This window comes from [Clostridium] saccharolyticum WM1, from assembly GCF_000144625.1.
Classification (GTDB): Bacteria; Bacillota; Clostridia; order Lachnospirales; family Lachnospiraceae; genus Lacrimispora; species Lacrimispora saccharolytica.
On sequence record NC_014376.1, the window covers coordinates 1,962,596 to 1,975,742 of the forward strand.

The 13,147-nt window shown below is 47.1% G+C and carries 13 protein-coding genes; 10 read left to right on the forward strand and 3 right to left on the reverse strand.

What is annotated here, in order from left to right:
- The first annotated feature begins 27 nt into the window (after nucleotides 1-27).
- The 10 genes from CLOSA_RS09220 to CLOSA_RS09265 all read left to right on the forward strand — a co-directional run bounded on the left by CLOSA_RS09220 (nucleotide 28) and on the right by CLOSA_RS09265 (nucleotide 9,098).
- Nucleotides 28-684 (forward strand): phosphate propanoyltransferase, encoded by a 657-nt coding sequence (locus CLOSA_RS09220; protein ID WP_013272496.1) that lies wholly within the window; start codon nucleotides 28-30, stop codon nucleotides 682-684.
- Entirely contained in the window at nucleotides 681-941 is a 261-nt protein-coding gene (locus tag CLOSA_RS09225; protein WP_013272497.1) for a EutN/CcmL family microcompartment protein, read from the forward strand. Before CLOSA_RS09220 ends, CLOSA_RS09225 begins: the two co-directional genes overlap by 4 nt.
- Nucleotides 942-959: 18 nt before the next feature.
- Nucleotides 960-2,078: an ABC transporter substrate-binding protein gene (locus tag CLOSA_RS09230; RefSeq protein WP_013272498.1), complete on the forward strand. Its 1,119-nt coding sequence runs from the start codon at nucleotides 960-962 to the stop codon at nucleotides 2,076-2,078.
- A gap of 13 nt (nucleotides 2,079-2,091) precedes the next feature.
- A complete protein-coding gene (locus CLOSA_RS09235; RefSeq protein ID WP_013272499.1) occupies nucleotides 2,092-3,429 on the forward strand; it encodes a CoA-disulfide reductase in 1,338 nt (445 codons plus the stop codon).
- Between the two features lie 45 nt (nucleotides 3,430-3,474).
- On the forward strand, nucleotides 3,475-4,287 hold the full coding sequence (locus CLOSA_RS09240) for a CoA transferase subunit A (protein ID WP_013272500.1): 813 nt from the start codon (nucleotides 3,475-3,477) through the stop codon (nucleotides 4,285-4,287).
- An 11-nt stretch (nucleotides 4,288-4,298) separates the two neighbouring features.
- Nucleotides 4,299-5,024, forward strand: a complete 726-nt coding sequence (locus CLOSA_RS09245; protein ID WP_013272501.1) for a CoA-transferase subunit beta — start codon at nucleotides 4,299-4,301, stop codon at nucleotides 5,022-5,024.
- Nucleotides 5,025-5,035: 11 nt separating this feature from the next.
- Nucleotides 5,036-6,202, forward strand: a complete 1,167-nt coding sequence (locus tag CLOSA_RS09250) for an iron-containing alcohol dehydrogenase (RefSeq protein ID WP_013272502.1) — start codon at nucleotides 5,036-5,038, stop codon at nucleotides 6,200-6,202.
- 96 nt (nucleotides 6,203-6,298) lie between these two features.
- Entirely contained in the window at nucleotides 6,299-7,312 is a 1,014-nt protein-coding gene (locus CLOSA_RS09255) for a dihydroxyacetone kinase subunit DhaK (protein WP_013272503.1), read from the forward strand.
- Between the two features lie 86 nt (nucleotides 7,313-7,398).
- Nucleotides 7,399-8,016 carry a dihydroxyacetone kinase family protein gene (locus CLOSA_RS09260; RefSeq protein WP_013272504.1) on the forward strand — a complete coding sequence of 206 codons (618 nt, stop codon included), beginning with the start codon at nucleotides 7,399-7,401 and terminating at the stop codon, nucleotides 8,014-8,016.
- A 335-nt stretch (nucleotides 8,017-8,351) separates the two neighbouring features.
- Nucleotides 8,352-9,098: an SIMPL domain-containing protein gene (locus CLOSA_RS09265; RefSeq protein ID WP_013272506.1), complete on the forward strand. Its 747-nt coding sequence runs from the start codon at nucleotides 8,352-8,354 to the stop codon at nucleotides 9,096-9,098.
- A 162-nt stretch (nucleotides 9,099-9,260) separates the two neighbouring features.
- Here the strand turns inward: CLOSA_RS09265 and CLOSA_RS09270 are convergent, their stop codons facing one another.
- The 3 genes from CLOSA_RS09270 to CLOSA_RS09280 all read right to left on the reverse strand — a co-directional run bounded on the left by CLOSA_RS09270 (nucleotide 9,261) and on the right by CLOSA_RS09280 (nucleotide 13,013).
- Nucleotides 9,261-10,934, reverse strand: a complete 1,674-nt coding sequence (locus CLOSA_RS09270; RefSeq protein ID WP_013272507.1) for a S8 family peptidase — start codon at nucleotides 10,932-10,934, stop codon at nucleotides 9,261-9,263.
- A gap of 330 nt (nucleotides 10,935-11,264) precedes the next feature.
- On the reverse strand, nucleotides 11,265-12,317 hold the full coding sequence (locus CLOSA_RS09275; protein WP_013272508.1) for a hypothetical protein: 1,053 nt from the start codon (nucleotides 12,315-12,317) through the stop codon (nucleotides 11,265-11,267).
- A gap of 114 nt (nucleotides 12,318-12,431) precedes the next feature.
- Nucleotides 12,432-13,013 carry a TetR/AcrR family transcriptional regulator gene (locus CLOSA_RS09280; RefSeq protein WP_013272509.1) on the reverse strand — a complete coding sequence of 194 codons (582 nt, stop codon included), beginning with the start codon at nucleotides 13,011-13,013 and terminating at the stop codon, nucleotides 12,432-12,434.
- Nucleotides 13,014-13,147: the final 134 nt, after the last annotated feature.

The following is a 13,147-nucleotide window of genomic DNA, read 5'->3' on the forward strand; positions in this document are numbered from 1 at the left end:
GGAAATTGTCTAGGTTGGAGGCTTTCAATGGAAAACAGGGAAGAACTGATTCAAAAGGTAACCTCACTGGTCGTGGAAAACTGGACGAGGCTGAGCACACAGCCTTATCAGGTTCCTGTAGGAATCTCAGCAAGGCATGTTCACCTGTCCAAGGAACATGTGGAAATGCTTTTTGGAACCGGTTACCGGCTGACTCCTATTAAGGCTTTAAGCCAGCCGGGGCAGTTTGCCTGTGAAGAGCAGGTAGCTGTCTGCGGCCGTTTGGGAACACTTCCCAGGGTAAGGATCCTTGGACCGGAAAGAAAACAAAGTCAGGTGGAAATGGCCTTCAGTGACTGCAGGGGGCTGGGAATACAGCCCCAGGTGAGGTCGTCAGGAGATTTAAAGGGAACGCCGGGAATCCTGCTGAAGGGACCAAAGGGAGAAGTACTGCTGACAGAGGGTGTCATTATAGCAGACCGCCATATTCATATGACGCCGGAAGATTCCCTTTGGTTTGGGGTATCGGATCAGGACCGGGTAAGCGTTGCGGTCAATGGACCAAAGGGCGGCGTGCTGGACCAGGTACTGATACGTGTCACCCAGGAGAGCAGGCTGGATTTTCATTTGGACACGGATGACGCAAATGCATTCCAGCTAAAACAAGGACAGTGGGTAACCATCAGAAAGGAAGTGGCCCGATGATATTAGGTACAATTATGGGAACTGTGGTTTCCACGAGAAAATGCAGAAATCTGGTTGGGTTTAAGCTCCTTTTGGTCGAACCCTATTATGGGGATAAGAAGGATATTTTTGTGGCCGCCGATACCATAGGTGCAGGAATCGGGGAACTGGTACTGGTAACCACGGATAATACCACCCAATATGCACTGGACCGTTCGGCGCCTGTGGATGCCTACATTGTAGGCATTGTTGACGCGCCGCCTCAGCCGGGAAGGTAAAAAGGAGAGGGAAAGTTTATGGAACGGGAAACTCTTAAGGTTTTGGCAGTGGCAGACCCGGCTGTGGAGGGTTATCTGGATGAAGAGCTGGGTATTTTAGAGGGATATGGAGGAAATGTGGATTTCCATATCGTGCCCTGGGCAGATTACTACCCCATGATGATGAGAGCATTTGCCGGGGAAGAGGATTACGACATTGTTATGGTTGCAGGCCATTTATGGCTTCGTGACTTTGTTGAACAGGGATTCCTTTCAGAGCTTGAGCTTGAGGAAGAAGATATTCTTCCGGTCATTGCAGAGGAAATGAGGTATAAGGGCAAGGCGTATTTATCCCCCTCCTTCTGTGACGGCCATATGATTGTTTACCGCAGGAGCCAGCTTTGTCAGGCATTGGGAAGGGAGCTTGAAAGCGTTATCACTCCCCGGGAATACATAGAGGCAGCAAAGGCATGCAAAACTGCTTTAGGAAAGCAGGCCGTGGCCATGAAGGCTGACCGGTCAGAAATCTTTACCGATGCGCTTCCCTTCCTGCGTATGTATGGAGGAGATGCTTATGATCCTCACGGAACAGCATCCTGTGGAAAGGAAGAAGCTGTAAAGGGACTAAAATCCTACATGGAACTGAAAGCTTATGCAGTGGATGGCACGGAATTCTTCGGAAACGGGGAAATTGCGGCAGCGATCCGGGAAAAGGGAGCGGCCATGGCGGTTACTTGGAGCGGCCAGATGGGTGAGGTTTTCAAGGAAGGCTGCCTGGAACGGCCGGATCTGGGATTTTCCACCTTTTCTACTGCCTGGAATGTAACCTGGTCTTTTGGGATCTGTAAAAGCTCCGGAAAAAAGGAAGAGGCTGAAGCATTTCTTAAGTACTTAAGGTCCCCTTTGGTGGATCAAAAGGTGGGAAGAAAAAGCGGTGCTCCCATTCGGAGCGGCAGCTATATGGAAGGGGCCGGGGACTGCCCCTGGTTTCCGGTACAGCAAAAGATGATAGAGCTTGCAAGGCCTCTTCCTCATTTGTCAAAGGCAGGGGAGAAAAACGGTGTTCTATATGAGAAAATCTTCGAGGCCTTTTCCGGAAAAAAGACGGCTGAGGAAGCCATGCGGGAAGCAGGACAAGAGATTGACTGTGTAAAATGATCAGGGAGAAAACATGAAAATTATTATAATTGGAGGAGTGGCGGCAGGAATGAGTGCCGCTTCCAAGATCCGCAGGATGGACCCGAATATGGAAGTGACGGTCTATGAAAAGGGAGGTTTTCTTTCTTATGGAGCGTGCGGCCTTCCCTACTATGTGGGAGATTATAACGATGATTACCGTAAAATGATCGCCCGCTCCCGGGAGACCTTTACCAAAATGGGAATAAAGACCTTTCTCCGTCATCAGGTATTGTCTGTTGATGCAGATAGGAAAGAGGTCCTTGTAAGGAATCTTGAAAATGGTCAGGAATGGAAAGACAGGTATGACAAACTGATGATAGCCACTGGGGCATCGTCTGTAGTTCCGCCCTTTCCCGGCCGGGAGCTTTTAGGTGTCCATGTGCTGAAATCCATGGAAGACGGTATTTTTTTAAAGGAATATGCAAAAATGCCGGAGATCCAAAATGTTGTCATCGTTGGAGGAGGATACATTGGAGTCGAATGTGCGGAAGCGTTTTTAAGCCTTGGAAAAAAGGTCCGTATCCTGGAAGCGGCTCCCAGAATCCTGACGCCTTTTGATGAGGAAATTACAGCCCTGGCCCAGGAAGAACTGGTAAGGTGCGGAATAGAACTCAATCTTGGGGAAAAGGTAGAAGGTTTTTATGGAGACGGTCTTTATGTGAAGCGTGTAAAAACGGACAGAGGAACCTATGAAGCAGATCTGGTAATTGTTGCGGTAGGAGTCCGCCCCTGTACGGAATTTTTGAAAGATACGGGGATCTCCATGGCAAAAAACGGAGCACTGATCGTGGACAGGGAAATGAAAACCTCATTGCCGGATGTGTATGCGGCAGGAGACTGTATCCTTGTCCATCATGAGGTTTTAGAAGAAGACAGCTTCCTTGCTTTGGGAACGGTGGCTAACAAATGCGGAAGAATTGCAGGAACCAACCTGGCAGGCGGCCATGAGCAGTTCCTGGGTGCCCTGGGGTCGGCGGCGATTAAGGTTTGCGGGCTGGAACTAGGGCGCACAGGCATGGGAGAAGGGGATGCCAAACGCCTTCAAAAGGATTACAAGACCCTGATTGTACAGGCCAACGATCATCCGGCTTATTACCCGGATCCAACCCCCATCACCATTAAGCTGATTTATGAAAAAGGAACAAAAAGGCTGCTGGGTGCACAGACCTGCGGGCAAAAAGGAGCAGTTTTGCGGGCCGACGTGTTTGCAGTTGCAATCCATTGCAGAATGACAACGGCGGAGCTGGGAATGACGGATCTTATTTATGCGCCTCCTTTTTCCGGCGTGTGGGATGCGATCCAGATTGCCTGCAATGCGGCAAAAGGCTGATGAAAGGCAAACGGCGGAGTGAAGGATAGAAAGTGAGGTCAGACCATGAGCAAAGTCATATCTTTGCAGGAGGCGGCATCCCGGATCCAGGATGGGGATATTCTGGGCCTTGGGGGCAATGTGCTTCATCGGGCGCCCATGGCAATGGTACGGGAACTGGTGCGTCAGAAGAAAAGAAATCTAAAGCTGGTAAAGACCGCAGGAGCCATGGATGTGGATCTGCTGTGCTTTGGCGGCTGCGTTACCAGCGTTGATGCCGGCTTTATCAGCTATGAAAGCGAATATTCCCTGGCAGGCCATTACCGCCGGGCGGTTGAAAGCGGGGCTGTAAAAGGGAATGAACATGCCTGCTATACGGTGATATCCGCCCTCCGTGCCGCCAGCTACGGGGTAGGTTTCATGCCTGTAAAAGGGCTTGTGATCAGCGATCTGATTGATGCAAATGACTATTTTATTCGGGTCGAGGATCCCTTTACCAAGGAACCGGTTACTGTGGTAAGGGCCATAAGGCCGGACGTTGCGGTCCTCCATGTCCAGGAGGCGGATGAGGATGGAAATGCAAGGATCACAGGACCTTTGTTTGAAGATGTCCTGTTTTCCAGAGCAGCCAAAAGAGTCATCCTGACAACGGAAAATATCGTCCATGGATCCGTATTTAAGGGCAGCCAGAAAAAGGCAGACATACCCCGGTTTCTGGTGGAAGCGGTGGTCAAGGTTCCCAAGGGGGCTTCTCCCTGCTCTTGCCCGGGCTTGTATGACATTGACGGAAAGAATTTAAAGGAATTTAAAGGCTTAAAAGATATGGATGGCCTTTATGCCTATTTAAAGGCATTTGAAAAATCCGACTATAAAGGATAAGGGGGCATGGCATGATGGAAGAAAAATACAGAGTCTGCGATATTATGGTCTGCGCCATGGCCCGCTTCATACCTGACGGCAGCAAGGTGTTTCACGGGGTTTCTTCCCATATGCCCATGATAGCCCTTCTGCTGGCAAAGGCACTTCATGCGCCGGGAGCCGTGCATCTGAACATACCTGGAGGAACAGATCCGGAACCAATAAGGCTTAAGAAGTATACCAGCGCAGGTCCCGAGCTTATGGAACGGGCTACCGCTTATTTCCCGCTCATGGAGGTTTTTGACCTGGCCATGAGAGGGGATCTGGATGTGGCATTTTTAAGCGGCATCCAGTTTGATTTCCATGGCAATGTCAATGCATCAGTCATCGGAGATTATAAAAAACCAAAGGTAAGGATGCCGGGAGGGGCAGGCAGCGCCGTACTCATTCCAACCGCAAAAAGGGCTATACTCTGGAGGACAAAGCATGATAAGCGCACCTTTGTCAACCAGGTGGATTTTGTAACGACCAGGGGAAACGTGGACCGGATCGTTACACCCTTGTGCATCTTTAAAATGGAAAACGGGGAAATGGTACTGGAAACCATCCATCCCACTTCCAGCTTAGAAGAGGTGAAGGAAAATACCGGATTTCCTATAAAATGCTCCCATGTCGCCTATACGCCACTTCCTACCAGGGAAGAACTGAGTGCACTGAAACGGATCGATCCGGGAGATTTCAGAAATATAGAATTCTAAGGAGGCCAGTTATGGCGCTTGAAAGGATCAATGCAGTAGGAACCAGCTTTTTTGGCCGCGGCTCCATGGGACTGCTGCCGGATGAGCTTAAGAAACGGGGATTTAAGCGGGGACTTATTGTTACAGACCCGTTTCTGTATGAAAATGGTACCGGAGATAACGTAGGAGCCTGCCTTTTAAAGGCCGGGGTGGAATATGCCATTTATTATCTGGTTGAACCGAATCCTTCCACAACCATTGTCAATGACTGCCTGAATGCGGCATTGGCACTGGAAGTGGACCTGCTGGTGGCCGTGGGTGGAGGCTCGGCCATTGATACGGCAAAGGCAGTCAGCATTGTCATGGCAAACGGCGGCAAGGTAGAGGATTATGAGGGAGTGAACCGTTCCCGCAAACCGGGGATTCCCATTGTGGCAGTGAACACTACCGCAGGGACCGGCTCCGAAGTTACGGCATTTTATATTGTGACTGACCCGGCGAGGCATTCCAAGATGTGTATGGTGGACCCTAACGCTATGGTCACCATTGCAGTCAATGATGTGGACCTGATGATGACCATGCCAAAGGGCCTTACGGCTTCTACAGGAATGGATGCCATGACTCACGCCGTTGAAGCGGCTGTGGCAAAGAGAGCTACACCATTTACAGATAAAGATGCTCTCTGGGCTATGGGAGTGATCCGGACCTATCTGCCGGAAGCGGTGGCAGACGGCAGCAAAGAAAAGGCCAGGGAGATGATGGCTTATGGGGAATACAGCGCAGGAATGGCTTTCTCCAATGCAGGGCTTGGCATGGTCCATGCCATGGCACATTCCCTGGGCGGCCGCAATAATCTGCCTCATGGCATCTGCAATGCGGTTTTGCTGCCCTTTGTTATGGAATTTAACGGAAGCAGGCCGGAGACCGCAGTGCGGTATAAAAAGGTGGCAGAGGGACTTCGGCTTCCAGGGGCGGCTGCCATGACAGGGGAACAGGCGGTAAAGGAATCAGTAGCATGTATCAGGCGGTTGTCTAAGGAAGTTGGTATCACACAGAGTTTGCAGGATCTTAAGGTGAATCCTGAGGATTTTAAGGCTTTGGCAGAGGTTGCGCTGTGTGATTCCTGTATGGAAGATAATCCCTTCCGGCCTACGCTCCAACAGGTAATAGAGGTATATCGGAACGCCTATGGAAAATAGGCTGGCCTATGTAGCTAATTTTAGTAACACAGGATACGCATGAAAAGTTTCTGTATGGCTCAATGGCAATAAATTGCGGGAAGGAGAGGGAAATAAATGAAAAAACTGATTAATGTACCGGAAAACTATGTAAATGAGATGCTGGAGGGGATCTATCTTGCCCATCCGGATCACGTCACTTATACCGCAGGCGATTTACGCTGTCTGGTCACCTCCAATAAGGTGGAGGGAAAGGTGGGAATCGCAACCGGAGGAGGTTCTGGACATCTTCCTCTGTTTTTAGGCTATGTGGGAAAGGGAATGTTGGATGGCTGCTCTGTTGGAGATGTCTTCCAGTCTCCAAGCGCAGAGCAGATGCTGCATGTGACCAAGAGTATTGATTCCGGAGCAGGCGTTCTTTATATATACGGCAATTATAACGGGGATATCTTTAATTTTGACATGGCTGCAGAGATGGCGGATATGGAAGAGGGAATCCAGGTGGAAAGCGTCGTAGCGGGGGAAGACGTGGCATCTCCCAAGGCGGCGCCAGGAGAGAAGAATACCAGAAGAGGAGTGGCTGGCATCTTTTTTGTATATAAATGCGCAGGCGCGGCAGCTGCGGCAGGGAAGGATCTGCAGGAAGTAAAACGGATAGCAGAGAAGGCAGCCGCCAGTGTCAGAACCATGGGTGTTGCCCTGACGCCATGTACTGTGCCGAGAGTGGGTCATCCCGGGTTTGAAATCGGAGAGGATGAAATGGAAATCGGTATGGGAATCCATGGGGAGCCTGGAATCCGCCGGGGGAACATTGAGACTGCAGATGAGATCACATCAGAAATGATGGAAAAGATCCTTGAGGACATCCCATTTGCTGCTGGAGATGAGGTTGCAGTCCTTGTAAACGGACTGGGGGCAACTCCTCTTGATGAACAGTATATTGTGGCCAGAAAGGTCAATCAGATTCTGGAAGAAAAGGGGATCATGGTTCACCGCTATTATGTAGGGGAATATGTGACTTCCATTGAGATGGCGGGCTTATCCATTTCTCTTTTAAAAATGGATGAGGAACTGAAGGGTTACCTGGATGCTCCCGCTGATACGCCGTTCTTTAAACAGGGAACTATCTAAAAAAATGCTGCAGGAAATGGAAAGTGGCGGATATTGTATGTCATGATTATATATGCCGCCGGAGCAGCGGCAGAATGGAGGCTGATATGAACCAGCAGGAACTGATAGCCATGCTTGAAAGAATAAGTAAAATCATGGAGCAAAACCGGAACTACTTAATTGAGCTGGACAGTGTTGTAGGAGACAGTGATCTGGGGCTGACCATGGCGGATGGATTCGGAGCAGCCTATGAATCGGTTTCCGATGGGGCGGAACCAGATCTGGGCAAGCTTTTGTACAAAGCCGGAAAAACCATGGGAAATAAGGTTCCTTCCACCATGGGGACATTAATGGCGGCAGGGCTGATGCGTGCCGGAAAAGTCTTAAAAGGAAAGACGGATTTGTCCTGTGCAGATGTTGCCGGACTGTTTGAAGCTTATGAAGCCGGTGTTGCAGATCTGGGTAAGGCGAAATTAGGAGATAAAACCTTTTTGGACGGATTTCATCCCGGAGTGCAGACTCTTAAGGCTGAATTGGAAGCAGGAGTCTCCCTTAGGGAAGCTTTTGGCAAGGCTGCTGAAGCTGCCTGGGAAGGCTTTGAACAAACAACAACTCTCATAGCCGTTCATGGAAGAGCGGCTACCAGGGGGGAAGCTTCCCGGTCCTTAAAGGATCCGGGAGCCGCTGTGGCAGCGCTGATTATGAAGGCTGTTGCTGACCAGTAAAAAGACGGATATCTATGATGAGACAGGAGGGAGAATTCTATGATTCTCCCTCTTTTCGCACCGGATACACCTGTTGTTGGCGTATCCGGATGCAATAACCGCCCTTATGATGAAAAGTGCCCGGTAGTATACCTGGATTACAGTGACCAATAATAATAAAATGTTAAATATTATTAATTTGACTTATACAGGACAGATATAATATAGTATCGTTATAATACATCATGCTTCCGGAAATGCGCCCAGCACCTTTTGACGTTATCATATTATGAAAAACGAAGGAAAGAATAAGACAGAAAACCGGAGGGAAAGGTTACATTGAAAGGAGTTTCATTATGAATGAAATGAACAAAAGGTCAGTCAGCATCATTGCTGTAGCCATTATTTTGGCCACAGGTGTCATCGGAGCCGCACTTATCCTGACTAACGGCATTGTGAAAGTCAAAGCTTCCAAGACCAATGTCGTAGTTACCGGTTCTGCCAAACAGCAGATCTCCTCTGATTTAATTGTCTGGACCGGCAGTTTTAATGCCCAGTCAGCGAATCTGCAGGATGCTTATACCAAATTAGAGGCAGGCAGGGATAAGGTCTCCGCTTATCTGACGGGCAATGGCATCGCAAAGGATGATTTTGTATTCTCAGCCATTACGACCACCGTCAATTATGCCATGAACGAGTATGGCAATTATACCAATGAAATTGATAATTATGCCTTAAGCCAGACCGTAACCATAAGCTCAGGGGAAATTGATAAGATTACGGAGATTTCAAGAAATGCGACGGAACTGCTGAATCAGGATGTTGCTTTTGAATCCGATCCTCCCCAGTATTTTTACACAAAACTGGCGGACTTAAAGGTTGCCATGCTAGCGGAAGCGACTAAGGATGCTAGAAAACGTGCCGAAATGATCGTAGAAAATGCAGGAAATAAACTGGGCGATTTAAAATATGCGGATATGGGTGTCATGCAGATCACTCCCTTATATTCCAATGAAGTAGACGATTATGGGATCAATGATACCTCATCTCTGGAGAAAGAAATTACCGCAGTAGTGCATTGCCAGTTTGAAATTGCAAAATAACAGTTTCACATGGTTCTATGAACATGTGTCATGTTTTGGATTGACTACGTTTTCACTATCTTACAGATACATATATGGATGCCGGGCTTTGAAAAAAAGCCCGGCATTACTTTTATGATTTTAATTGGCAGCCAAAGGCTGTGCCGTTTAATCTTGCATTCTTTAAATAGCGGCAATTTTTTGAAACAGTTTGTATACATCCATCTGGCCATATCCCCAGATATTGTTGGGATAAGTATAGGCACTGTTTCTGTATGCTCCCCGCATCATCATATGGTTGATCTGAACTCCTGTGACTGAGGTATGATTGCCTTTGCAGAATCCCCATTCCATAATAAGCGCTGCTACTCCTGCTGCGTGGGCTGCAGCGGCACCGGTTCCGGTTATGCTTCCATACTGATTTCCGGGAATGGCGCAGGGGATGTGGTATCCGGGAGCAGCTACATCGGGGACAATCTCTCCGAACCTGGAAAAGCCTCTTCCTGATTCTTTCAGTATGCTGCCGTCAAACTGGTTATAAGCAGAAACGGTCAGGGGGGTTCTGGCATTTCCGGGGGAGGTTATGGTGTTATCCGGGCTTGAACCAAAAAAATAAGTCTCGTTCGTGATCAAATTTCCTGATGGCAGCCAGGAATGGAAAGAGAAAGGTTCGTTATCAATACTGGAAACCTGAAAATACCAGATTCCGGGAATTGGATTGTCAAACCGTAATAAAAGGAGCTGGTCTCCGCTGGAGCCTTCTAAAAGGATATTGTTGATCCAAATGGTAGTTTGGCCCAGGGAAAGTCTGTATTTTTGACAATCCGTGGACGCAGGAGATATGCTTTGGACGATCTCCCGGTTGGGTGCGAAAATTTCGATGGTTATTTTCCCGGGAAGAAAGGGCCAGATTTCCATTGAAAATTTTTTATCATTTTTTCCGATATTTAAATTAAATCCATTGCAAAAGGGCGCTGCTGCAGAATAATAGAAATAGTGTCTTCGGTTATTTCCTTCATTTCCGGCCGCCACTGTTACGTCTGTTTTAGGCAGCCGCACAATATGGTCTAAGTAGGAGCTTAAGACACCCAGTCCGTCATGGCCTCCCTGGCTGCTTCCCATTGCAATGCATATGACAATGGGCAGTTCGGTTCTTTCAGAAACAGAGAGAAGGTAACGGATTCCCAGCATAATATCTGATTCCTGATAGCACATGGCTTGATCCGGAGCAAAAAACAGTTTTTTTAAATTTTCCTTTGCCTCTTTTAATTTTACGACTACCAGCTCTGACTGAGGAACAACACCGGTAAAAGATTGTTCTTCATTGGCACTGCCGGAGGCTATGCTTGCAATTGCAGTGCCATGTCCGCTGGCATCAAATGTGGGGACAATGGACAGAGGATCACTTGATTTTAATGCGGTATTAATGTGGTTTTTACTATATTCAGAACCGAAACTAAAAGCTGTAGGAGGCTTGCCGCTTTGATCTGTCTGGTCCCAAATGGAGAGAATACGGGTGGAACCGTCGCGATTTCTGAATGCTGGATGCTGGTAATCAATACCGGTATCAACAAAGCCGATCAGCACCCCCAGACCCATCAAACTTAAATGGGGGTGCTGGCGGATATTGCTGATGCCGGATTTATCAATACTTATTTTTGAGGATAATGTAAAAAGAGAGGGAAAATTGTCGTAAGGATATAGACCCAGGTCGCAGGCATCCATACTGTTTTTCCATATATGCAGCAGTGAGAACTTGTCATTCAGGACCGTAATATTGTTGCTGGCATTTAAATCGGGAACTAAAGAGTTGCTGATGATTAAATCATAATATTCGTTGTCAAATATTTTATTCATGATAAAGCCCCCATCCTGCTTTTTTAAACGCAGTATATAGTTATCTTATGCGTAGATATGGGGGTTCATGAAATGTTATCTTTCTTGGGCGGCTCAACGTCCTTAAAAGTTTGTAGAAAACCGTATGCTCTAGGTTATACCGTTTTTTGTGATATGGGATGGGAACGCAGTCTTCCCTGGATTATATGATTCCTATAACAGAAAAAGGAAAATGAGCAAAGTGCACAGAGATTTTTTGCATGCGTTCCTGATATTGGTTCATGAAGGTCCAGGAACTATATAAAAAGACGGAACCAGTCCGGGGACTGTCCGTCTTTTTGTGGTGGGAATTCAGCCGAGAGGAGTTGCTTTTTCTGTCACTTCATCATACTGAAATGCCACACTGCTTGTATCATAATCAAATAAATACGAAGCAACGTAAATCAGGGTATCGTCGGAATGACGTTTGTATGCCCTGACCGTATAATAATTTTTGCCGTCTATTTTAGATATTCCTGGCGCCGCAATATATTCATAGGATTCGGCAGCATCCGGCAGGCCAAGCTTTTCCTGGCCTTGGGAACGGACAGTTTCCTCTGCCTGTTCAATGGTATTGGTCGCTTTCGGCTGTTTTTCAAAATCCGCGATTACCTTTTTCTGTTGATTCCACTGGTCCTTAAAATAGGTGTTCCAGGGCTGGTTTTCTTTGGCAGTGGTTACGGTATAACTGCCGGCTTGGGATTCTAAGGTGATGGATAGATAGGAAGAGGAATCCTTTGAGGGGCCTGCCAGCTGGTAAATCTCTGTATCGGCCTTTGAAGCTTCCTCCGTGGTTGTCTGTCCTGGTTTTTGAGATCGATCCGTTACGTCAATGAAATTTTTTTCTCCCTCAAGATAATCCATGTAGCTTTTTAAATCAGCAGAGGTATCATCTACATGAAGGTACTTGTACCGGTCCTCCGATCCTGGGGTTTGGGGAGAGGAACCAGCGGAAGATTCTCCGGCTTCCTGTGCCTGGCTTCCGGTTTCTTTTGTTTCCGTTTCCTGGCCGGCTTCAGAGGCCGGCTGCTTTTCAAATTCACGTTCTCCCACGATTTCCGTCACAGAGGAGATATCTTCGTCTTTGGAAAAGTAAAAGGAGGGAGCTTTTTGCACCTGCTCTTTAGAAACATCCTTTTTCTTTGCAGTGAGCAGGATAATGGCCTGGGCAGATCCTATTATAATGATCATAAGAGCTGCTGCCAGCAAAACCAGAACTCTCTTATTTTTAGGCAACAGGCTTTTTCCTTTGGTTTTTGCAGCTTTTGCCGGCTTCCCTTTTGCTTTTTTTACTTTTGCGGCCTTTGTTTTCTTTGTTTTTGTCTTGGGAACCTTCTCTTTCTTGGCTTTTATGAATTTTGGCATAATGATCATCCTTGTGTATTTACTGATGCGGAATACAGATCAAACGGCTGCTTAACATCGCTATCCATATATCGGTTCATTTCCTTTGAAAAATAAGGTTTTCGGATAAAATTGTTATACAGCAAGAAGTTTTTTTGCCGTTCCCATGACCACCTTATCCACAAATTCGGCGACTTCCTCCTTGGGCTGCTGCATATCGGTATCCACCCATTGCTTTAAGACGCCGGTCAGTCCATAGGTGATGAATTCAAGGAAATAGTTCATGGTTACTTCCTTTGCATCAGGGTATTGTTCTTTAATGATCGCTGTGCCGTTTTTTAAGACGAGCATGTGGAAGCGGTTTACAAAGTCATTGGAGGAGCTGTTTTCAAAAAGTATTTTACATATCTTTTTGTTCTCCTCGATGTATTGAATAATGGGGATAACAACGGGCAGGAGCGAGTCCTTTTTAAAGGCATAACGGCAATTACTGACCATATCCTGGAAATCACTGAGAACTTCGGATTCCATCTCCTGCAGCAGGCTGTAGGTATCGGCATAGTGGAGATAAAAGGTACCCCGGTTTAAGTCAGCCAGTTCCGTGATATCCTTTACAGAAATATTCTTAAAGTCTTTTTTTACCATGAGCTCTAGAAGGCTTTCCTTTAACAGTTTCTGAGTTTTTCGGATACGGCGATCCTGTTTCTGCATTTCCATATCATTCCTCCAATTGCGTTTCTATACTTGCTTTTCATTTTCAGGGACTTAAGATCATGAACACTATGATAAAAAGTGTTGAGTATTGCATGAAAAATTTACTTATGATTATTAATAGAATTATCGCTAATGAT

What these genes read in the sequence shown, in the direction of transcription:
- CLOSA_RS09220 (WP_013272496.1), top strand. Translation starts at nt 28, where the DNA reads ATGGAAAACAGGGAAGAACTGATTCAAAAGGTAACCTCACTGGTCGTG.
- CLOSA_RS09225 (WP_013272497.1), top strand. Translation starts at nt 681, where the DNA reads ATGATATTAGGTACAATTATGGGAACTGTGGTTTCCACGAGAAAATGC.
- CLOSA_RS09230 (WP_013272498.1), top strand. Translation starts at nt 960, where the DNA reads ATGGAACGGGAAACTCTTAAGGTTTTGGCAGTGGCAGACCCGGCTGTG.
- CLOSA_RS09235 (WP_013272499.1), top strand. Translation starts at nt 2,092, where the DNA reads ATGAAAATTATTATAATTGGAGGAGTGGCGGCAGGAATGAGTGCCGCT.
- CLOSA_RS09240 (WP_013272500.1), top strand. Translation starts at nt 3,475, where the DNA reads ATGAGCAAAGTCATATCTTTGCAGGAGGCGGCATCCCGGATCCAGGAT.
- CLOSA_RS09245 (WP_013272501.1), top strand. Translation starts at nt 4,299, where the DNA reads ATGATGGAAGAAAAATACAGAGTCTGCGATATTATGGTCTGCGCCATG.
- CLOSA_RS09250 (WP_013272502.1), top strand. Translation starts at nt 5,036, where the DNA reads ATGGCGCTTGAAAGGATCAATGCAGTAGGAACCAGCTTTTTTGGCCGC.
- CLOSA_RS09255 (WP_013272503.1), top strand. Translation starts at nt 6,299, where the DNA reads ATGAAAAAACTGATTAATGTACCGGAAAACTATGTAAATGAGATGCTG.
- CLOSA_RS09260 (WP_013272504.1), top strand. Translation starts at nt 7,399, where the DNA reads ATGAACCAGCAGGAACTGATAGCCATGCTTGAAAGAATAAGTAAAATC.
- CLOSA_RS09265 (WP_013272506.1), top strand. Translation starts at nt 8,352, where the DNA reads ATGAATGAAATGAACAAAAGGTCAGTCAGCATCATTGCTGTAGCCATT.
- CLOSA_RS09270 (WP_013272507.1), bottom strand. Translation starts at nt 10,934, where the DNA reads ATGAATAAAATATTTGACAACGAATATTATGATTTAATCATCAGCAAC.
- CLOSA_RS09275 (WP_013272508.1), bottom strand. Translation starts at nt 12,317, where the DNA reads ATGCCAAAATTCATAAAAGCCAAGAAAGAGAAGGTTCCCAAGACAAAA.
- CLOSA_RS09280 (WP_013272509.1), bottom strand. Translation starts at nt 13,013, where the DNA reads ATGGAAATGCAGAAACAGGATCGCCGTATCCGAAAAACTCAGAAACTG.